At 73.4% G+C, this 20,312-nt stretch carries 19 protein-coding genes; 13 read left to right on the top strand and 6 right to left on the bottom strand.

Annotation, left to right across the window (positions count from 1 at the left end; translation table 11 throughout):
• Nucleotides 1-5: 5 nt before the first annotated feature.
• Both ASG91_RS11905 and ASG91_RS11900 read right to left on the bottom strand, forming a co-directional pair.
• Entirely contained in the window at nt 6-308 is a 303-nt protein-coding gene (locus ASG91_RS11905; protein WP_056922864.1) for a hypothetical protein, read from the bottom strand.
• Between the two features lie 25 nt (nt 309-333).
• On the bottom strand, nt 334-1,125 hold the full coding sequence (locus tag ASG91_RS11900) for an inositol monophosphatase (protein ID WP_056923217.1): 792 nt from the start codon (nt 1,123-1,125) through the stop codon (nt 334-336).
• A gap of 164 nt (nt 1,126-1,289) precedes the next feature.
• Between ASG91_RS11900 and ASG91_RS11895 the strand changes: the two genes are divergently transcribed.
• From ASG91_RS11895 to ASG91_RS11875, 5 genes are all read left to right on the top strand, one after another.
• Nucleotides 1,290-2,261, top strand: a complete 972-nt coding sequence (locus ASG91_RS11895) for a hypothetical protein (protein ID WP_056922863.1) — start codon at nt 1,290-1,292, stop codon at nt 2,259-2,261.
• A gap of 111 nt (nt 2,262-2,372) precedes the next feature.
• The gene (locus tag ASG91_RS11890; RefSeq protein ID WP_235545583.1) at nt 2,373-3,506 is read left to right on the top strand and encodes a glycosyltransferase family 2 protein; all 1,134 of its coding nucleotides are present in this window, start codon (nt 2,373-2,375) and stop codon (nt 3,504-3,506) included.
• 67 nt (nt 3,507-3,573) lie between these two features.
• The gene (locus ASG91_RS11885; protein WP_056922862.1) at nt 3,574-5,490 is read left to right on the top strand and encodes a glycosyltransferase family 4 protein; all 1,917 of its coding nucleotides are present in this window, start codon (nt 3,574-3,576) and stop codon (nt 5,488-5,490) included.
• Between the two features lies 1 nt (nt 5,491).
• A complete protein-coding gene (locus ASG91_RS11880; RefSeq protein ID WP_082594118.1) occupies nt 5,492-6,523 on the top strand; it encodes a lysylphosphatidylglycerol synthase domain-containing protein in 1,032 nt (343 codons plus the stop codon).
• Nucleotides 6,520-7,323, top strand: coding sequence for a class I SAM-dependent methyltransferase (locus tag ASG91_RS11875; protein WP_235545581.1), 804 nt, complete (start codon nt 6,520-6,522; stop codon nt 7,321-7,323). The genes ASG91_RS11880 and ASG91_RS11875 overlap by 4 nt, the downstream gene beginning before the upstream one ends.
• 117 nt (nt 7,324-7,440) lie before the next feature.
• On the opposite strand, the gene ASG91_RS11870 is transcribed toward ASG91_RS11875, so the two are convergent.
• Entirely contained in the window at nt 7,441-8,142 is a 702-nt protein-coding gene (locus tag ASG91_RS11870; protein WP_056922861.1) for a DUF3105 domain-containing protein, read from the bottom strand.
• Between the two features lie 90 nt (nt 8,143-8,232).
• Here ASG91_RS11870 and ASG91_RS11865 point away from each other — a divergent pair, with 90 nt between their 5' ends.
• On the top strand, nt 8,233-9,165 hold the full coding sequence (locus ASG91_RS11865) for a DNA-3-methyladenine glycosylase (protein WP_056922860.1): 933 nt from the start codon (nt 8,233-8,235) through the stop codon (nt 9,163-9,165).
• 6 nt (nt 9,166-9,171) lie between these two features.
• On the opposite strand, the gene cofE is transcribed toward ASG91_RS11865, so the two are convergent.
• Together cofE and cofD are read right to left on the bottom strand one after the other, a co-directional pair.
• A complete protein-coding gene (gene cofE / locus ASG91_RS11860; RefSeq protein ID WP_235545579.1) occupies nt 9,172-10,206 on the bottom strand; it encodes a coenzyme F420-0:L-glutamate ligase in 1,035 nt (344 codons plus the stop codon).
• Between the two features lie 2 nt (nt 10,207-10,208).
• Nucleotides 10,209-11,195 carry a 2-phospho-L-lactate transferase gene (gene cofD, locus ASG91_RS11855; RefSeq protein WP_056922859.1) on the bottom strand — a complete coding sequence of 329 codons (987 nt, stop codon included), beginning with the start codon at nt 11,193-11,195 and terminating at the stop codon, nt 10,209-10,211.
• Nucleotides 11,196-11,506: 311 nt separating this feature from the next.
• Here cofD and ASG91_RS11850 point away from each other — a divergent pair, with 311 nt between their 5' ends.
• The 3 genes from ASG91_RS11850 (at nt 11,507) to ASG91_RS11840 (ending at nt 16,425) form a co-directional block, all read left to right on the top strand.
• Entirely contained in the window at nt 11,507-11,722 is a 216-nt protein-coding gene (locus tag ASG91_RS11850; protein ID WP_153269213.1) for a WhiB family transcriptional regulator, read from the top strand.
• Between the two features lie 96 nt (nt 11,723-11,818).
• Complete coding sequence (locus ASG91_RS11845; protein WP_056922857.1) at nt 11,819-14,941, top strand: glycosyltransferase; 3,123 nt, start codon at nt 11,819-11,821, stop codon at nt 14,939-14,941.
• Nucleotides 14,938-16,425, top strand: coding sequence for a DUF5719 family protein (locus tag ASG91_RS11840; RefSeq protein ID WP_056922856.1), 1,488 nt, complete (start codon nt 14,938-14,940; stop codon nt 16,423-16,425). The genes ASG91_RS11845 and ASG91_RS11840 overlap by 4 nt, the downstream gene beginning before the upstream one ends.
• Nucleotides 16,426-16,470: 45 nt before the next feature.
• Here ASG91_RS11840 and ASG91_RS11835 read toward each other — a convergent pair whose 3' ends face one another.
• Entirely contained in the window at nt 16,471-16,854 is a 384-nt protein-coding gene (locus ASG91_RS11835) for a metallopeptidase family protein (RefSeq protein ID WP_235545578.1), read from the bottom strand.
• Between the two features lie 126 nt (nt 16,855-16,980).
• Between ASG91_RS11835 and ASG91_RS11830 the strand changes: the two genes are divergently transcribed.
• The 4 genes from ASG91_RS11830 to ASG91_RS11815 are packed head-to-tail and all read left to right on the top strand — an operon-like array spanning nt 16,981 to nt 20,241.
• Nucleotides 16,981-17,364: a DUF3499 domain-containing protein gene (locus ASG91_RS11830; RefSeq protein WP_056922854.1), complete on the top strand. Its 384-nt coding sequence runs from the start codon at nt 16,981-16,983 to the stop codon at nt 17,362-17,364.
• Nucleotides 17,365-17,383: 19 nt separating this feature from the next.
• Nucleotides 17,384-18,826: a phosphomannomutase/phosphoglucomutase gene (locus ASG91_RS11825; protein ID WP_056922853.1), complete on the top strand. Its 1,443-nt coding sequence runs from the start codon at nt 17,384-17,386 to the stop codon at nt 18,824-18,826.
• Nucleotides 18,826-19,026, top strand: coding sequence for a Trm112 family protein (locus ASG91_RS11820; protein WP_056922852.1), 201 nt, complete (start codon nt 18,826-18,828; stop codon nt 19,024-19,026). Before ASG91_RS11825 ends, ASG91_RS11820 begins: the two co-directional genes overlap by 1 nt.
• 18 nt (nt 19,027-19,044) lie before the next feature.
• Nucleotides 19,045-20,241, top strand: a complete 1,197-nt coding sequence (locus tag ASG91_RS11815; RefSeq protein WP_056922851.1) for an SIS domain-containing protein — start codon at nt 19,045-19,047, stop codon at nt 20,239-20,241.
• The last annotated feature ends 71 nt before the right edge of the window (nt 20,242-20,312 follow it).

Raw genomic sequence — 20,312 nt, 5'->3', positions numbered from 1 at the left:
CTGCGTCAGGGTGCGAGCTGCCAGGTGGTGGCCGTGCCGTCGGGGCCGACCAGCGACCCTGCGGCCAGCGCCGACCGGATGAGGTCGCGCACCTGCTGCTCGTCCTCGGCGCTGGCGTCGAAGGAGACCGTGACGACCGCGCCGTCACCGTCGGCCTCGGAGCTGGTGTGGTGCTCCCATCGGCACGGACCGGCGTGCTCCCAGTGGCCGCAGAGCGCCACGGACACTGCACCACCCAGGGCGGCGGGGTCGCCCGCGAGGGCGAGCACGCGGCATACCTCGGTGTGGTCCCAGGTGCGCGACGTCATGGGACGAGGCTACGGCCGCTCGTCGTCAGCTGCGCTTGGCGAACGCGTCGGCTGCGTGGCGGCGCACCGCGGCATACGTGCCACGGTCGGCGGCCACGACGATGCCGGGCGTGAGCAGCGTTGGTGAGTAAGGCGTTCCGTCGGCGAAGCCCGTGAAACCACCGGCCTCGGTGACCATCAGCGTGCCGGGGGAGTGGTCCCAGGGGCTGTTGCGCGCGTAGAGGATGTAGTCGGTGGCGCCCTCCATCAGGCGCGGGTAGTCGACCCCGCAGCAGACCCACGAGCCGACCAGTGCGGGCATCGACCCGAGCGAGTGCCCGCGCAACGGCCAGATGGAGGTGACACCTCGAGGCTCGACGTCGTCCGGCACGGGCTCGCGGACGACGCGTTCGCCGTTGCGGTAGACCCCGGCGCCCTTCTCCGCGACCCACGCGACCTCGTGCTCCGGCTGCCAGATCCACGCGCGGACGGTCTCGCCGCGGACGACCTCGCTGACCATGACCGCATGGTCGGGGGAGCCGTGGACGAAGTTCTTGGTGCCGTCGACCGGGTCGACCGTGAAGGCGTGCTCGGCCTCGACGTAGCGGTCGAGCGTGGTCGGGTCGACCGAGGTCAGCTCCTCGCCGAGGACGAACGCGCCGGGGAAGGCCGCCGACAGCTCGCGGGTGAGGATCGCCTCGGACTCCTGGTCGGCGATCGTGACGAGGTCGCCCGGGTTCTTCTCCATCACCTCGCCGTCGGCCAGCGAACGGAACCGGGGCGTGATGACCTCGGCGGCGACGGTCTGCATCAGCTCAAGCACCTGTTGGGTGTCCACGACCCCACCGTTCCACACCCGAGCCGACCCCCGTCACCCGGTCCACGGCCCTACCTGCCGCGACTCTGAAGGATCGTCCGGACCCAGACCCGGAGGATCCTTCAGAGTCGCGGGGCTGTGGATGACTGCCGGGTTGCGCGTGGCCGAGCGGCCACAGTGGTCGGATGCCGGTCGACTGGGCGACGCTTCGTCAGCACGCGAACCGCCAGTTCGACCTGCTGACCCGTCTGCAGTGCCTCGGGGCCGGGATGACGGACGATGCGCTGCAGTGGCGGGTCTCGTCGGGGAGATGGGTGCGGATGCGCGCTGGAGTGTTCCTCACCAAGCCTGGTCGTGTTGACTGGCACGTCACGGCGACCGCCGACCTCCTGGGTTGCCTGTCTGGCGCACCCGCGGCCGACGCAGCGTTCTGCGGTCGCTCCGCCCACTACCTCTGGGGCCTGGAGCGCAAGCCACCGGTCATCACCGAGGTGGTTGTGCCCTACGAGCGCGCTGTTGCCTCGGGGCCTCGGCTGAAGGTCCGCCGGTCGGTGCGCTGGGAGGACCTCGTTCACGACACGGCATACCCGTGGCGCACCACGCTCCCTGCCACCCTCCTGGACGTGGCTGCCCAGGGCTCGGCGACGGACGCGCTCGCCACCGTCGCCCGCGCGGTGCAGAAGGAGCTCGTCTCGGTCGGCCAGCTTCGGGCCGAGCTGGCCGCGCGACAGGGGCATCGGCACAGTCGCGTCCTTGGGCCTGCCCTCGCGGATGTCGGCGACGGTGCGCAGAGCGGCGCTGAGGTGCTCTACGTCCGCGACGTCGAGCGGGCGCACGGGCTCCCGGCAGCGACCAGGCAGGCACCGTCGGATCGTGGTGCCCGTCGCTACCACGACAACGAGTACACACAGTTCGGCCTGATCGTCGAGGTGGACGGACGGCTCGGGCACGAACAGTGGCAGGACCGGGTCAAGGATGGACGGCGCGACCGTCAGCTGCTCTCCACCGCACGCGCCACCACCAGAGTCTTCTGGGCCGACGTCGCGGTCATGCCCTGTGAGACGGCCGCCGACATCGGAGCGGTCCTGCGCGCGCGCGGGTGGCGGGGCAGGCTGCGCCGTTGCAGGCGGAGCGGCTGCTCGGTCCCGGCCGGATGAACCCGCGACTCTGAAGGATCGTCCGGACCCAGACCCAGACGATCCTTCAGAGTCGCAGGGACGGCGAGGGTGGGCACGGGGGAGTGGGGCGACGGGTAGGCTCCTCGCGAGATGAGCGAGCACCCCAGCACCGGCCCAGCCGCCCCCGTCACGGAGCGCATTCCCGTCGACCCCCCGCAGGTGTCGAACCCCGCGACCGAGGTGATCGGCACCGGCGGACCAGCCAGCAGCCCACCGGCCACGCCCGCCGCACCTGCTGCCCCGGCAGCGCAGGCGCCGGTGCACCCGGCCGACGCGGCCTACCTGCCGGCGGTCGAGCCCGCTGCCGCACCACTCCCCGGCGAACCCGGTCACGGCAAGCCGTACGTCACGATCGTGCTGCCCTGTTACAACGAGGGCGAGCACGTGCTCAAGGAGATCGACCGGATCACCGCGGCGATGAACTCCAGCGAGTTCACCTACGAGGTGCTCTGCATCGACGACGCGTCGACCGACAACACCCTCGAGGTGCTCCAGCAGGCGAGCCGCGACTACGCCAACATCCGCGTGATGCCGTTCCGCCGCAACGGTGGCAGCGGCACGGCGCGTCGCATCGGCACCCAACAGGCGCACGGCGAGATCGTCGTGTGGACCGACGCCGACATGACCTACGAGAACGAGCGGATCCCCGAGCTGGTGCGGATCCTGCGCGACGACCCGAGCTACGACCAGGTCGTCGGCGCGCGCACCACCGAGGAGGGCACGCACAAGTGGGCCCGCGTCCCGGCGAAGTGGCTGATCCGCAAGATCGCCGAGAAGCTCACCAACCAGACCATCCCCGACCTCAACTCGGGTCTGCGGGCGTTCCGGCGCGAGGTCTCGCTGCCCTACCTGCGGCTGCTGCCGCCCGGCTTCAGCTGCGTCACGACGATCACGCTGGCGTTCCTGTCCAACCAGCACGACGTCAAGTACGTCCCCACGAGCTACGCCAAGCGGGCCGGGGTCAGCAAGTTCCACTTCGTCCGCGACGCCTACCGCTACATCCTCCAGGTGCTGCGCATGGTGATGTACTTCGACCCGCTCAAGGTGCTCATGCCGCCGGCCCTGTGGCTGATCGTCATCGGGGTCCTCAAGGCCGTGGTCGACATGGTGCGCCACCCGTTCTACTTCCCGGCGAGCACGGTGCTCCTCATCGTCAGCGGCATCATGATCGGCTCCCTGGCGTTGCTGTCCGACCTCGTCGTGCGTTCGCGGACCGGCGTGTGAGCACGATCGGGTATGCCGGGTGGCCGGCTCGCGTGGCCTCGCGCGGCCGGCGGCCCGGAGGCCTCCGATGAGCCCCAGCGCGGCCCTCAAGGTCGCGGTCGTCGGCCCGACGCATCCCTACAAGGGCGGGGTGGCCGCGCACACCACGAGCCTCGCGCACGAGCTGGCCGAGGCCGGCCACGACGTGACGCTGGTGTCCTGGTCGCACCTCTATCCCTCGAAGCTCTACCCGGGTGAGCAGGCCGTGCCCGGCGGAGCCCCCGACGTCGAGCCGTTCCCCCGCACGGTGCGGGCCCTGAGCTGGGCCCGACCCGACACGTGGGTGCGCACCGGGCGCCGGCTGCGCGGCTTCGACGTCGTCGTGGTCGTCCACGTCATCCCGGCAGTCGTGCCCGCCCACCTCGCCCTGCTGCGCGCGGCCGGTGTGGGCCGCCGGTCGGTCCAGCGCACGACCCGGCACCCCGGGCCGCGCACCGTGGTGATCGCCCACAACGTGCTGCCCCACGAGACGCACCCCGGTGACCGGGAGCTGATGCGGCAGTTCCTCGAGCGGGTCGACTCGGTCCTGGTGCACAGCGACGCGCAGGCGCGGCTCGCCTACGAGCTGGGCGCGCCGCGGGTGTCGGTGACCGACCTGCCGCCGCACCTGCCGGGCGGCGCCCCGGTGGACCGCGTCGAGCACGACGGGCCGCCCCGGCTGCTCGCCATCGGCATGGTCCGCGACTACAAGGGCGTCGACCTGCTCATGGAGGCGCTCGCCGACGTGCCCGGTCCGACCCTGACCGTCGCGGGGGAGATGTGGGGCTCCAGCGGCGAACGCGTCAAGGAGCTCGCCCAGGACCCCCGGCTGCGCGACCGCGTGGAGGTGCACGGCGGCTACGTACCGGCCGACCGACTGGCGCCGCTGTTCGCCTCGCACGACGTGCTGACCCTGACCTACCGCAGCGCGACCGCCTCCCAGAACGCCCTGCTCGGCCAGCAGCACGGCCTGCCGGTGCTCGCCTCCGACGTCGGCACCTTCGGCGGCCAGGTGCGCGACGGCGTCGACGGGATCCTGGTGCCACCGGGCGACAAGGCCGCGCTGGTGGCCGCCCTCCAGCGGCTCGCGGAGCCCGGGGTCGCCGACCAGCTCCGGGCCCAGGTGCGCCCGCCCGACCTGTCCGGGCCCTGGGCCCGCTACGTCGGGACCATCGAGGCGCTGGCCGCCGTCGAGACGGCCACCGAGCCGGACGACGACGACGTGGCCGACGTCCCCACCGGAGCGGCAGCCGTCGCAGGTCACCTGCGGCACCGGATCTCGAACACCGTCCGCGCCGTGGTCGCGGCGTCCCGGCCGGAGGTCGAGCTGTCCCGGGGAGACCTGCCCGACTGGGTGCGCGCCTCGGACGTCCTCGCCGACGGCCAGGACGCCGACGACGCGAAGGCGCTCGCGCGCAGCCTCGGGCTCCCGCGCTGCAGCGACGGGATCGCCGCCTGGGCCGCCCTCGGTGCGCTCGCGGCGATCGTCAGGGTCCGCGACGACGGGCGTCGCAGCGCCGTGATCGTCGACGAGTCGGGGAGCCGGTCGCCCCTGTCGCGGTGGGCGCGGGCGATCGGGTTCGCCCCGGTGGAGCTCGAGCTCACCGGCCACCGGTCGAGCGTCGAGGTGCTCGACGTCGACACCGCCTCGCTCGACGTGATCGTGCGGCTGCACCCGGGCGGCTGCGACGCCGACGACATCGACGAGGCGATGAGCCAGGCGTCCTGGGCGCTGAAGTCCGGCGGCCTGCTCTGCGTCACGCTGCCGATCGGCCACCCCGGAGCCGAGGGCGCCCTCGGGCCGGCCGACGTGCGGGCGGTCCTGGCGCGCTCCCACGACTTCGGGTTCGTGCTCGTCGGCGACCTCGACGGAGACATCACCGGGCGGATGCGGTCGGCCTCCGACACGTCCACCCGCACCGACGCGGCATACGGGCTGCTCCGGCTCACCCTGCGGAGGCGCTGACATGGCCCCGGGCCGCACCAAGACCACCACCGCCACGAACCGCACCCGCATCTTCAGCGGGCTGCGGATCCTGTTGGCGCTGTTGGTCGTCACGGCCGTGACCGTGGCGGTCGCCAAGAACTGGCGCGAGGTGTCCGCCGACATCGGGCGCATCGACGCCGGCACCTTCGCGCTGGCTGCCGTCCTCGTCTGCCTGCCCCCGGTCTTCACCGTGCTGGGCTGGCGGGTCCTGATGGCCGACCTCGGGTCGCCGCTGCACGTCGCGCCGGCCGGCGGCATCTTCTTCGTGGGCCAGCTGGGCAAGTACGTGCCCGGGGCGGTCTGGAGCATCGTCGCGCAGGCCGAGATCGGCGCCCGGCTGCACATCCCGCGCAAGCGCTCGGCGGTCGTCGCCTTCGTCTCGGTCGCGATGGCGGCCATCTGCGGGCTGATCGTCGGCGCGCCCGCCCTGCCGCTGCTGATCACCCGCGACGACTCGGCGGCGCGGACCGGCTGGGCGCTGCTGCTCGCGGTGCCGCTGCTGGCCGTCGTGCTCTGGCCGCCGCTGCTCAACTGGGGGATCGCCACCGTCCTGCGGGTGCTCCGCCGTGAGCAGCTCGAGCACCGGCTCTCCGGACGGGCCGTCCTCACCGCGACCCTCTTCTTCATCGGCGCGTGGGTCTCGTCCGGCCTGCACATCCTCGTGCTGGCCCGGGCGACGGGCGGCGACACCGGCACGGGTCAGCTCGTGCTGGCGAGCCTGTCCGGCTTCGCGCTGGCGTCGTCGATCGCGATGTTCAGCGTGGTCCTGCCGGCTGGCGTCGGGGTGCGCGAGGGCGTGCTGGTGCTGATCCTCGCCCCGGTGACCTCCACGTCCGCCGCGACCGCCGTGGTGGTCATCTCACGCTTCCTCACCGTGGCCGCGGACGTCGTGTTCGCCCTCGGTGGCTGGCTCTACGCGCGGTCGCACCACCTGGTCACCTCCCCGGAGGAGCGGCAGCACGACCACATCGAGGTCGACCCCGACGTGACCGCCGAGGAGTCCCGCTCGTGACCTCCGACGGGTCCGGTCGTGAGGAGCAGCTCGCCTACTCCGAGCTGATGGGCGCCATGCTCGACGAGCGCAAGCGCCGGCAGAAGGCCCAGAAGATCCTGGCCGTCGTCCGGCACGCGCTGGGCCGGGCCGACCTGGCCGGCCTGCGGGCCCTCGACGTGGGCTGCTCGGCCGGCTTCATCGCCGACGAGCTGGCCCTGGCCGGGGCGCACACGGCCGGCGTCGACATCGACGAGCCCGGGCTGGTCGCGGCGCGCGAGCGGTTCGGCGAACGCGTCGAGTTCAGCCTCGCCCGGGGCGAGGCGCTGCCGTTCGAGGACGGGTCGATGGACGTCGTCGTCTTCAACCACATCTACGAGCACGTCGTCGACCCCGAGTCGGTCGTCGCTGACATCCACCGCGTGCTGAGCCCCACCGGGGTGCTCTACCTCGGCGTCGGCCACCGCCACCAGGTCCTCGAACCGCACTACAAGCTGCCGTTCCTCTCCTGGCTCCCGCAGGGTGCCGCCGACCGCTACCTGCGGCTGACCGGCCGCGGCGAGCACTACTACGAGCACTACTACTCGCGGGCCGGGCTGCGCCGGCTCTTCGGCGCCTTCGACGTCTGGGACTACACGCTCCCGGTGCTCGCGGACAGCACGGCCTTCGCCGGCACCGACCAGATCCCGGCGTGGGTGTCCCGCGTGCCCGGCCGCGTCCTCGAGGCGGCCGCACCGATGGCGCCGACCTACATCTGGGCCGCCTTCAAGGACGCCGCCCCGGCCGGCCCTGCGCTGCGCGTCAGCCCCGTCCACCTCTGAGCCCGCAGACAGGTTTGCCGCCGCTCGGCGGGTCCCACGGTCGCGTGGGCGAGCGGGCGGCATACCCCGGTCTTTGGCCGGCTCCGTCTGCTGGTCGGGTCCCGAAACCCGTTGGGGTCAGGCGGCGCCCGGCTCCTGGGTGTCGTCCTTCGGGTACTTCTTCACGAAGTCGATGATGACCTGGCCGGAGAGGTCGCCGCAGAGCTGGCGGTGACCGGCGTCCTTGGCCCAGTGTGAGAGGGCGTAGGGCTTGTCGGCGGGGAAGGCGCCCCGGCTCGGGTCCCACTCGACGACCTTGAACTTGCCGCTGGTCTCGGCGACCTTGTTGGCCTGGTCGGCGACGTCCTTGAGGAGCGTGGTGTCCTTCACCTTGGTGCCGTCGTACCAGAGGATCGTGTAGCCGTGCTCGAGGTTGTGGACCAGCGTCTCGAGCTCGGGGCGGTCGGTGGCGGTGTAGAAGTCCCGCCCGCTGACGTCGGGGGTGGCGAAGTGGGCGCCGTTGCTCGGCGGGATCGTCGAGTACTGCACCGAGGTCTGGTCCGGCTTCGCGGTGCCCGGCCCGACGTGCTCACCCGAGCCGGTGGCGGCGTCGGTGGTGACGGGGTCACACTTGGCGGCCGCCACGGAGACCCCGAGCGCCGGCAGCTGCTTGCCCTTCGCGTCGTTGATCGCGTAGAGCACGACCCCGGTGAGCCCGGCCAGCAGCACCAGGCAACCGACCACGATGCCGGCGACGACCTTGCGCTCCTTGGCTTTCTGCTGGTTCTGGATCTCGGCCAGTCGGGCCTTGCGGTCCTGGCTCGCGCGCTTGTTTGCCACGGGTTCCTCGGGGTCGTTCGGGGGCGGGTCGCGGAGAGTCTACGTGGCCCGCCTGCGGACCCTGTCACCCCGGCGCGCGACACTGGCGACATGTCCCCGACCGCCGAGACCACCCGTGTGTGGCGTCCCGGCAGGGCCACAGCGGTGGGGCTGGTCATCTCCGCGTTCCGTCGCGGGGGAGGCGACCCGACCTTCCAGCCCGACCGTGGCGACGGCTGGTGGCTCGGCCTGCCGACGCCCGCTGGGCCGGCGACCCTGCGGCTCGTCCAGCGTCGCGACGTCGGTGAGGTGGTGGCGACGGCCTGGGGTGACGGGGCGCAGTGGGCGCTCGACCAGGTGCCGGCGCTGCTCGGCGACGGCGATGACGACCGTGACTTCGTCGCGCACCACCCGCAGGTGGCCACGGCGTGGAGACGGTATGCCGCCTGGCATGTGCCGCGCTCCGGCCTGGTCATGCACGCGTTGGTGCCGGGCGTGATCGAGCAGAAGGTGACCGGCCAGGAGGCGTTCGGCGGCTACCGGACGCTGGTCCACCGGTTCGGCTCGCGCGCTCCCGGCGCCGGCGAGCAGCGCCGCCTCTGGGTCGCCCCGACGGCGCAGGAGTGGGCGGCCATCCCGTCCTGGGACTGGCTGGCGGCCTCGGTCGACGGCGCGCGGTCCGGCACGGTGATGCGGGCGGCGAAGGTGGCCGGTCGGCTGGAGGAGAGCGCCCAGCTGCCGCTCGACGCCGCCCACCGACGGCTGCGGTCGGTGCCGGGCATCGGCGTCTGGACGGCGGCCGAGGTCGCCCAGCGCGCGCTGGGTGATCCCGACGCAGTCAGCTTCGGCGACTACCACGTGGCGAAGAACCTCACCTGGGCGCTGCTGGGCGAGGCTCGCGACGACGACGTCCTCGCCGAGCTGCTCGAGCCCTACCGGGGCCACCGCTACCGCGTCCAGCACCTGCTGGAGCTGTCCGGGGCGGCTCGTCCGCGCCGGGGCCCGCGGATGGCCCCGAGGACCCACCTGCCGACCCGACGTTGAGCTCCCTCAGCGGTCGCGGATCTCGAGCCGGAGGTCGAGCCCGGCCACGTCGTCGGGGACCTCGGCAGTGAGCCCCTCGCCCCAGAGCGCCACCTCGAGCCGGGCCACGGCGACGCCGAGCTGGTAGGACGAGGGGCTGGACACGGTCACGACCGACCCACCCACGTCGATGCCGACGTCGGGGGCGCCGACCAGCGCCACCGCGACGGCCCGACCCAGGCGGCTGGCCACGTCCTCGGTGCCCACGGTCGGGATGCCGATCTGCTCGGCGATCCCCTCGCCGGGCTCGATGCCGAGGGCGGCCCGGACCGCCTCCGCGCGGCCGTAGTCGAACCAGTCCTCTCGGCCTGCGCGGATGAGCGCGCGGGCGCCCGGGCCGCGGTCGGCCAGCGCCCACTCGGTCCCGCGGACCACGGCGGCGGGGATCGCGTCGGCCTTGCCCTTCACCAGGTCTGCGGCGGCAGCCAGCTCGTCGCCGACGGCTCGGGCGGTGACCGACAACGGTCGACCGTCGGCGTCGACGCCACCACGCAGGTCGTCGACGACCTCGATGCCTGCGGCCCCCAGAGCGAAGTCGGTCTGCCCGAACCGCCACGGTCGCCCGGCCGTGTCGCTCAACACCACACCCAGGCGCCGCAGGCCGGTCGCGGCGAGCAGTGCCACCCGCAGGTGCTCCGCCTCGGCATCAGGGTCAGCTGGCAGCAGCAGCACGGCATCGCGCCCTCCGGTGTTGGAGGCGTCGACGCCGGCGGCGGCCATGATCGGGCCGGCCGTCGACCGGACGATCTGCGTCACCTTGTCGCCGGTCATCCGCTCGGCCACGACGCGCACCGTCTGGCTGACCACGGCAGCGCCCTTGACCGTCGAATCGGCCCACAGGCCAAGGGATTTCGAGACGATCTTGCTCGAGACCACGAGCACGTCGCCGTCCGCGAGCGTCAGGTCCGCGGCCGCCGCGGCGTCGAGCAGCAGCCCGACCAGCTCGTCGCCGGCCCGCACCTCGGGTATGCCGGTCAGCGGCACGATCGAGAGTGTCGGCACGCTCAGGCGCCCTTGGTCCGGGAGGACAGCTCGAGCGCCAGGTCGAGGGCGGCGCCCGCGATCTCGGCAGCCGCGTCGGTGTCGGTCATCAGCAGCGGCCGGCCGCGCACCACCGCTCGGGGCAGCTTCACCGATGACTCGTCCTCGGGGGAGACGAGCCACCCGTCGAGGAAGTCCTCGTAGAGCCCCGCGACGGCGGAGGTGGTGGAGTCCACGCCGATCGCCCGCAGGCACGCGTCGGCGTGGCCACGCACCGGCATACCGTTGATGAGCGGTGACACTCCGACGACGGGAGCAGCGGTGCCACGTAACGCATCTCGCACGCCGGGGACCCCGAGGATGATCCCGATGGACACGACCGGGTTGCTCGGCGGCAGCAGCACGACGTCGGCCCCACGGATCGCGTCGAGGACGCCCGGGGCAGCGGTCGCGCGGTCCATGCCGACGGCCTGGAACCGCTGGGCCGGGATCGACGCCTGGTGGCGGACCCACCACTCCTGGAAGTGGATCGCCCGCTGTCCCTGCTCGTCCTCGACGACCACGTGGGTCTCGACGGGGGAGTCGCTCATCGGCAGCAGGGTGATGCGCTGGTCGGGCAGCCCCCACCGGGCGGCGAGCCGGGCGGTCACCTCGGAGAGGGACAGTCCCTGGCCGAGCCACTGCGAGCGCACGATGTGGGTGCCGAAGTCGAGGTCGCCGAGGCCGAACCACTGCGGCACGGCGCCGTAGGCCGCCAGCTCGCCCAGCACCCGGTAGCTCTCGTCGGCCCGTCCCCAGCCCTGGGCCTCGTGGCTGCCGCCGCCGAGGGTGTAGATCAACGTGTCGAGGTCGGGACAGACCCGCAGGCCGAACAGGCTGATGTCGTCACCGGTGTTGCCGATGATGGTGAGCTCGGTGTCCGCGAGGTCGGGGGAGCGGTCGAGGTGGGCGCGCAGGCCACGCAGGAAGCGGGCCCCGCCGATACCGCCGGCCAGTGCCGTGATGCGCATGTCCCGCAGTCTTGCAGTCCCACCCTGCGCGGCCATCGGTGGCTCCCAGGACGGACGCCCACCGCGGTCCGAGCCGCGCCAGGCACGCGCACCGCACTTCTACCGCACCTCTAGCGCTCGGGGAAGAGGCGTTATCAAGGTTCGTCCGATCGGGCAAATATCAGACTTCCGCTTGACTAACCACGTATGACACGCGTGTAATTCCATTGTTGTGATCGCGCTTGATCACACACAGGGCGGCGCACCGGGTCGAGGAGGAAGCCGTGCAAGAGCTTCAGTTGGTCACCTTCGAAGGTGGCGAAGAGGTGGAGATGTCGTGGCAGGAGCGTTCGCTCTGTGCCCAGACGGACCCCGAGGCGTTCTTCCCTGAGAAGGGCGGGTCGACGCGGGAGGCCAAGAAGGTCTGCGTCGGGTGCGAGGTCCGGGCCGAGTGCCTGGAGTACGCCCTGGCGCACGACGAGCGGTTCGGCATCTGGGGTGGGCTGTCCGAGCGGGAGCGCCGCAAGCTCAAGAAGCGTGCGGTCTAGTCGCCCGCGTGGCGACTCCCTCGTGACCAGCGCATGACGCTTGCCCCGCCCCATGATGTGACGGACCCCGCAGGACCTCCTGCGGCGGTCGCGACCGTGACGGCGGTTCTGGTCCTCCGGGGCCCCGCCTCGGCGCTCCCGGAGACCCTCGACTCGCTCGCGCGCCAGACGCGCACCCCCGAGCGCCTCGTGGTGGTCGACCCCGGTGTGGACGGCAACGCCGTCGAGACCGTGCGGGCCCACCGTGGCGTCGCGGACGCCATCCCCTCGATCACCGTCGTGACCGTCCCCGCCGCCGCCTCCCTCGCGTATGCCGTGTGCTCGGCCCTCGCGCAGGACCTCGCCACCGGTGCCGCGGGGCCTGACCCGGCCAGCCACGTGTGGGTGCTCACCTCCGACAGCGCCGCCGCGCCGACGACCCTGGCCCGCCTGCTCGACGCCGTGCGGCGTAGCCCGTCGGTCGGGGCGGCCGGCCCCAAGCTCCTCGACTGGACCCGCGCCGGGGCGTTGCGCTCCGTGGGTCTCCAGCTGACCCGCAGCGGGCGGGTGATCCCGTCGCCGGCCCCCGGCGAGCCCGACCAGGGCCAGTACGACCGCCGCACCGACGTCCTCGCCATCCCCGCGACCGGCATGCTGGTCGAGCGGGCCCTGCTCGCGGAGCTGGGTGGTCCCGAGCGCCGGTTCGGCGACTTCGGTGCCGACATCGACTTCTCCTGGCGGGCCCAGCAGTCCGGTCGTCGCGTGGTCGTGGTGCCCCGCGCCACCCTGCGGACCGGCGCCGAGCCGGCCCCTGACGACCTCGTGCCGAGCGACTCGGCGACCCGCATGCGGCGGCAGGCCCGCCGGGTGGCGCTGTCGCGCTGCGCCTGGTGGACGCTGCCGTTCCTGGCCGCGTGGATCGTCCTCTCGAGCACGACCGCGGCGGTTGCCCTCATGCTCGCGAAGCGCCCCCGCGCCGCCTGGGCGGAGCTCTCCGACATCGGTGCCGTGCTCACGCCCGGCCGGGTGCTGGGCGCGCGGTGGCGCTCGCGCGGCACGCGTCAGGTGCGTCGCCGCGACCTGCAAGGACTGTTCGTCCCGTCGCGCACCGTGCTGCGCCACACCACTGACCTCATCCGTGACGAGGTGGCGCTCGAGCCGGGACAGCTCGACTCCGCCCGTGCGGCGGCGATCGAGTCTGGTCCGGTCGCCGACGAGGCGCAGGACCTCAACGTCCTCGGGGCCACCTGGGCGTCCCGGGCCACCCGCAACCCCGGCGTGCTCGTGGTCCTCGCGATGACCGTCGTGTCCGTGCTCGCGACCAGGCGGTTCGGGGGCAGCTTCGGCGACCGCCTCGACAACGGGCTCACCGGCGGCGAGACGGTCGGGGTCCGGGCCGGTGCGGGCACGCTCTGGCACGCCTGGCTCGACGGCTGGCACGGCTCCGGTCTCGGGTCCGGCGCCGAGCAGGGGCCCCACCTCGTGGTGCTGGCCGGGCTCTCGTGGCTGGCCGCCAACCTCCCCCTCTTCAGCGCTCCCGCATCGCCGGCCGGTGCGGTCGTCACGATGCTCGTGACCTTCGCGCTCCCGCTGGCCACGCTCGCGGCATACCTCGCCGCCCGCGTGGTGACCCACTCGCGGCTGCCACGGGCCCTCGCGGCCCTGGCCTGGTCCACGACGGCGGTGCTGGCCACCGCGGTTGGCTCCGGCCGGCTGGGGGCCATCGTCGCTGCTGTCGTGCTGCCGCTGGTCGCGGCCGGTGTGGTGCTCGCCGGTCGCCGGGCCGGCACGACGACCGCCACCGCGGCCACCGTCCTCGGGGCGGCCGTCCTCGGCGCGTTCGCCCCGGCGCTCCTGGCCCTCGTCGTCGTCGCCGGTGTCGTCGTGCTGTTGGCCGGTCACGGCTGGGCTCGCGTGCGGGGCCTGGCGATCGCACTCGGTCCCGTGCTGCTGCTCGGGCCCTGGGTGGAGACGCTGGTCGCCCGGCCCGCGCTGGTGTTCACCGGTCCCGGGCTCTCGGTCTGGGGCACCGACCAGGCGCTGCCCTGGCAGATCGCCCTGCTCCACCCGGGTGGAGCAGGCTCCTACCCCGTCCTGCTCTCGGTGCCGCTCGTCCTGGCCGGCATGCTCGGTCTGCTCCGTGCGGGACGCCGCGGCCCGGCCGCCAGCGTCCTGGCCGTCGTCGCCCTCCTCGGTCTCGGGTACGCCGTCGTGGCACCCCGCATCTCCCTCGGGGTCGTGCCGCAGGGCCTCCCAGAGGCCGGCCGGCCGATCACCGCCTGGGCCGGCACCGGCCTGCTGGTGTTCGCCCTAGCCCTCGTCGCGGCAGCCCTGCTGGGGGCCGAAGGCCTCGCGGTGAGCCGGTCCCGCGGAGGCTGGCAGGCGCTCGCGCGCTGGCCCGTCGCCGCCGCCCTGATCGGCTCGGTCCTGCTCAGCGGCGCCTGGCTGACCTGGCGCACGGTGGGCAGCGACCTCCGTGCCTGGCAGGACCCACGGCCCGCCGTGGCCGTCGACCAGGCCGAGAGCGGCATCGGCAACCGCATGCTCCTGCTCACCCCGGAGGGTGACGGGCTGACCTACCAGCTGCTCGGTCGCGAGGTGCGCGACGTGGCGCGTTCGCTGCCCACGCCCCCCGCCGACCGCACCAGCAGCACCGCGCTCGCCACCTCGGTCGGGGCGCTGTTCGAGCAGGGCGCTGCCCCCGGCGCGCTCACCCCCGCCGCCGACCTGTCCGACCAGGCCGTGGGTTTCGTCGGCCTGCGCACCGAGGCCACCGACCCGCGGATCCGGGCGCTCGACGCCACGGCCGGGCTCAGCCGCCTGGGCGAGCACGACGGCGTGACGTTCTGGCGCGTGCTTCCCGGAGGCGGAGGCACGGCCGACGACGCCGTCGCACCGTCGCGGGCCCGGCTGGTCACCAAGTCCTCCGAGCAGGCGCTGCCGGTGAGCGGCTCGCACGCCCGTCTCGAGGTGCGGGCCGTGGTGCCGCAAGGCGCTTCGCTCGTCCTCGCCGAACCCGACGCCTGGGTGCGCCACGCCAGGGTGACCGTCGACGGCCGGATCCTGGCGCCGAGTGGTGACCACGCGGCATACGCGCTGCCCGCGGGCCCGGCGACGATCTCCGTCGAGGTGCTCCCCACCAGCGCCACGTGGCGCTACGCGCAGGGCATCCTCCTGCTGCTCGTCGCCTTCCTCGCCGTGCCCTTCGGCAACCGCTCCTCGAGGAGGAGTCGCCCGTGAACGTGTCGGCCAGCGGACTGGTCCGCACCTCCCTCGTGGCCCTCGCCGGCGCGGGCATCGTCGTCGCGGCCACCCACAGCCAGGGTGCCCTCGCGCTCGGGTCCGGTGCCGCTGCCGACCGGGCCGACACCGCCGTCACCAACCCGGTGCGCAGCTCGTCGCTGGTCTGCCCCGGCCCCGAGCTCAAGGGCATCAAGGGCGTCGACGACGCCGACGTGCCAGTGCGGGTCGCCGCCGCCGCGGCACCGCTCCGTGCCCTGACTGGCCTCCAACCCGCTACTGCCGCAGGCAAGCTCAGCGTCACCCGTATGCCGAGTGGTGCCCTCGGCGCCCCCGTCACCGCTCGCGGGGCCAACCTCTCCGTCGACCAGGGGACGGCGGCTGGTGTCCTCGTGTCCGGGTCCGAGTCGATGGCGGCCGGGGTGGCCGCGGCCCAGAGCTGGCTGGTGCCCTCGGGCGACCTGCGCTCCCTCGGAGGGGCGCCGTGCAGCCAGCCCGGTGCCGAGTTCTGGATCCTGGCGGGTGGGGGCGACCCCGGCCGCCAGGAGCGGCTCGTGCTCACCAACCCGGGTGGCAACCCGGTCACCGTCGACGCGACACTGCACGGGGCCGACGGGCCGGTCTCCTCCCCGAACGGCAAGGACATCGTCGTGCCGGCCCACGGCCGCACCTCGTTCCTGCTCGACTCGATCTCGGGTGACCTCGCCAACCCGGTCGTGCACGTCGTCGCCGAAGGTGGCGTCATCGCCGCCGTCGTCAACGACACCTGGCTCGACGGGACCCGGGCGGGAGGGTCGGACGATGCCGTGCCGGCCGCGCAGCCGTCGCGGGACCAGGTCATCCCAGCGGTCTCCGTGACCGGCCGGTCGGTGCTGCGCGTCGCGGTGCCCGGCGGCTCCGAGGCCGTCGTCCAGGCGAGGGTGCTCACCGCCCAGGGCGCCCGCGCCCTGCCGGGTGGCGGCGTCATCCGCATCAACGGCGCCGCGGTGCGCGACATCGACCTCTCGAAGCTCCCGCCCTCCAACGTGGGGATCCAGGTCCGGGCCGACGTGCCCGTCGTGGCCGCCGCGATGGTGACCCGTGCCAACCCTGCCAAGCCCGGCGACCTGGCCTGGGCCTCGTCCACCCCACCGATCACAGGGGTGGCCGGCCTGCCGCTCGTCGCTCCCGGCACGGCCACCGGCGTCCAGCGCCTGTTGTCGCTGACCTCGTCCGGTGACACGGCCGGGGTGGAGGTCGTGACCGTCGACGCCAAGGGCGTGGAGACCTCGCGCAGGCCACAGGTCGGCGTGGATGCCGCCTCGACGATCGACGTCACCGGTGCCGCGTCCGTCTGGGTGCACCGCGTGTCGGGCAACGGTCAGGTGCGAGCCGGCGTCATCTCCCTGCTGCACGACGACCAGGGGTTGCTCATCTCGGTCACCCCACTGAGGGACACCGTCCTGCGGACGACGTCGGTCGGCCTGCGCGAGGTCACCCAGTAGCGTCGGTGCGCTGGTCCGGCGTTCGACCGTCGGTCCGGGGGACCCTCAGCCGCCGTCGTCGTCGTAGCGCGGGTCGAGGTCGCCCGGGGGGACGTTGAACAGCCCCGCGACCTGTTCCACCACGACGTCCTGCACGATCGCGGTGAGGTCGCGCTGGCTCTCGGCGCGGGCCTCGATCGGCCTGCGGTAGATGACGATCCGGGCGGGTTGCCGGCCGCGGGCGGGGAAGGCCCGACCGAGCGGCGCGCCCTCGCGCTCCCACGGCGCCGGGTCGGTCGGCGGGACGTCCTCCACCGCGAACTCCAGCTGCTCGAAGCGCGGCCCGAGGCGACCCTCGAGGCGGGCCGCGCTGTCCAGCACCAGGTCGTCGAACTGCTGCCGCCGGGTGGTCATGGCGGGCACGGCCGGCCACGCCAGGGGACCACGCACACCGCGGCCTCGGCGGTCCCGCCGGACCCGCCCCGAAGGGCGCTGGGGGAAGCCGGCCGAAGTCACTCCCGCAGCCTACGGCGTGCCGACGCGTCGGCCCCGCGGTGCTGGCATAGAGTCCGCGACGTGAGTCTGTCCAGGAGGTGCTCCCGCACCGCGTGCTCCAAGCCCGCCATCGCGACGCTCACGTACGTCTACGGCGACCAGACCGCCGTGGTCGGCCCGCTCGCGACGTTCGCGGAGCCGCACACGTACGACCTGTGCGCCACCCACGCCGAGGGCCTGACCGCCCCACGGGGCTGGGAGATCGTGCGCCTGTCGGGTGAGTACGTCGAGCCCGAGCCGTCGCACGACGACCTCTTGGCGCTGGCAAACGCCGTGCGTGAGGCCGGCCGTCCCCGGCTCGGCGAGGCCGCTGTGCAGGCGCGCCGCCAGCCGGCCGACGAGGATGCCTCCGGCGCGATCGAGACCGGCCGCCGAGGACACCTGCGCGTGCTGCGCGACTCCTGAGACCGCTAGGGTTTCGGGCGTGCCGAAACCCGTGTTGTCCGACTTCGTCAAGGCCTACGACGTCCGTGGTCTGGTCCCCGACCAGCTCAACGTGGACGTGGCCTGGGCACTCGGGGCTGCGTTCGCCCAGACCGTCATCGCCCCCGAGGGGGCGTCCGGTGTGGTGATCGGCCACGACATGCGCCCATCGTCGCCGGAGCTCTCCCGAGCCTTCGCGGCCGGGGTCACGGCCCAGGGCCTCGACGCCACCCTGATCGGGCTGTGCAGCACCGACGGGCTGTACTACGCCAGCGGCGCCCTGGACCTCCCCGGTGCGATGTTCACGGCCTCGCACAACCCGGCCCAGTACAACGGCATCAAGCTCTGCCGAGCGGGCGCGCGTCCCGTCGGACAGGACTCCGGCCTGGCTGACGTGAGCGCCCTGGCCCAGCAGCTCCTCGACACCGGCACCAGCGCCGGACCGGTCGACGGGCCCGTGGGTGACGTCGTCGAGCGCGACCTGCTGACCGACTACGCGGTGTTCCTGCGCGGCCTCGTCGACCTCTCGGGTGGGCGCCCGCTCAAGGTCGTCGTCGACGCCGGGAACGGCATGGGCGGCCACACCGTGCCGGCGGTCCTCGGCACCGCGGCCGGCCTGCCCGAGCTCCCGCTCGAGGTCGTCCCGCTCTACTTCGAGCTGGACGGCACCTTCCCGAACCACGAGGCCAACCCGCTGGAGCCCGAGAACCTCCGTGACCTGCAGGCGGCGGTCGTCGAGCACGGCGCCGACCTCGGGCTCGCCTTCGACGGCGACGCCGACCGGTGCTTCGTCATCGACGAGCGCGGCGAGCCGGTCAGCCCGAGCGCCGTGACCGCGCTGGTGGCCACCCGCGAGGTCGCCAAGGAGGTCGCGGCCGGCACGTCCGCTGCCGACGTCGCCGTGGTCTACAACGTCATCTCGTCCGCGGCAGTCCCGGAGATCATCGCGGAGCAGGGTGCCCGCGGCGTCCGCACCCGGGTGGGGCACTCGTTCATCAAGGCCGAGATGGCCCGGGAGGACGCCGTCTTCGGCGGCGAGCACAGCGCGCACTACTACTTCCGCGACTTTTGGTTCGCCGACACCGGCATGCTCGCCGCGATGCACGTCCTCGCCGCCCTGGGCGAGCAGGCCGAGCCGCTCAGCCGGCTCACCGCGGCATACAGCCGGTATGCCGCGTCCGGCGAGATCAACTCGACGGTCACCGATGCGCCGGCGGCGACCGCGCGGGTGCGGGAGTGGGCGGCCGACCAGGGCGCGGAGTTCGACGAGCTGGACGGGCTGACGGCGACCCACGCGGTCACCCCGGACTGCCCGATGTGGTGGCTCAACCTGCGCGCGTCCAACACCGAACCGCTGCTGCGACTGAACGTCGAGGCAGCCGACCAAGACACGATGACCCAGGTGCGAGACGATGTTCTCGCACTGGTGAGAGGAGAACGCTGATGTCGCAAGGACAGGACGTCCGGATCGAGCCGTGGCTGCGGGAGATCCTGAGGTGCCCTGCCTGCCGCTCCGTGCTCACCGACGCCACCGTGGAGGGCAAGCCCGAGCTCCACTGCACCAACAGCGAGTGCGGACTGCAGTACCGCATCGACGACGGTGTGCCGGTGCTGCTGGTCGACGAAGCCCGCAAGCCGGTCTGACGGACTGCCGGCGCGACGATGTCTCCCTACTTCGACGAGTCGCGTGTCGACAGTGACGAGGCGCTGACCGCTCTCGACTCACACCAGACGCTCCGGGCCCTCGCCACGTCCGGGGCCCAGGTCCGCGAGGCGGTCGCCCTGTCCGAGGAGGCGGGGATCGAGCGCGTCGCCGGGGGTGAGCGGCCGCGCTCGGTGCTGGTCGCGTCGCTGGGCGGGTCCGCCGTCGTGTGCGACGTCCTCGAGCTGCTGGCCGAGCCGGGGTCGCCGGTGCCGGTGAGCGTGCGCAGGAACGTGCCGCTGCCCGGGTGGGTGGGACCCCTCGACCTGGTCATCGCGGTGTCCCTTTCGGGTCGGGCGCCGGGACCGCTGGCGCTGGCTGCCGAGGCCGCCCGCAGGGGCGCCTCGCTGCTCACGGTCGGGGCCGTGGACTCGCCACTGGCCGACGTGGCCGCCCAGGCCAGGGGAGTGCACATCGGCATCGGCCGGGGCCGTAGCACCTCACGGACCGCCCTGTGGACCCTGCTCGCACCGGTCCTGCTCGGGGCCGGTCACCTGGGCATCGTCGACGTCGACGCCCGCGTGCTCACCCAGACCGCCGACCGCCTCGACGAGGTGGCCGAGACCTGCCGGCCGTCCTCGGAGTCGTTCGTCAACCCGGCCAAGGTCCTCGCCGCCGACCTCGCCGAAGGGGTGCCGGTGGTCCTCGGCGACGGCCCCCTCAACGGGGTCGCCGCGGCCCGCGCGACGTCGATGCTGGCCCGGACCGCCCGGGTGCCGGCCACCTCGGGCGAGCTGCCCGACGATGCCGCCCAGATCGTGGCGTGCTTCGACGGACCGTTCACGGCGGCCTACTCCGGTGGGGCGTCGTCGATGGCGGCGGGCGGGCAGGAGCGCGGCGACGACATCTTCGCCGACCCGTTCCTCGACGGACCCGCCGCGCCACGGCTGTCGTTGCTGATGCTCCGCGACGTGCTGCCCGACCCGCTGACGCGTGAGGCCGACGAGGCGCGGATCCTCGCCGAGGCCGTGACCACCGCCGCCCGCGAGGCTGGCGTGCGGGTCAGCGAGGTGACCGCAGAGCCCGGCCACTCCCTGACCCGGCTGGCCGGCCAGATCGCCACCACCGACTTCGCCGCGACCTACCTTGCCCTCGGGCTGGGACTCGACCCGGCGGTCTCACCCCACGTGGCCGACCTGCGCGGACGGACTGGCTGAGGGAGAACAGCACCGATGATGTCGTCCGGGTGCAGCTGACGGTGAACAGTGACGTGCGGATCGGCGACTTT

The organism is Phycicoccus sp. Soil802, from assembly GCF_001429605.1.
In the GTDB taxonomy this organism is placed as follows: Bacteria; Actinomycetota; Actinomycetes; order Actinomycetales; family Dermatophilaceae; genus Pedococcus.
The sequence above is the reverse complement of the archived record's forward strand: the minus strand, read 5'-3'. Positions and strand labels throughout refer to the sequence as shown.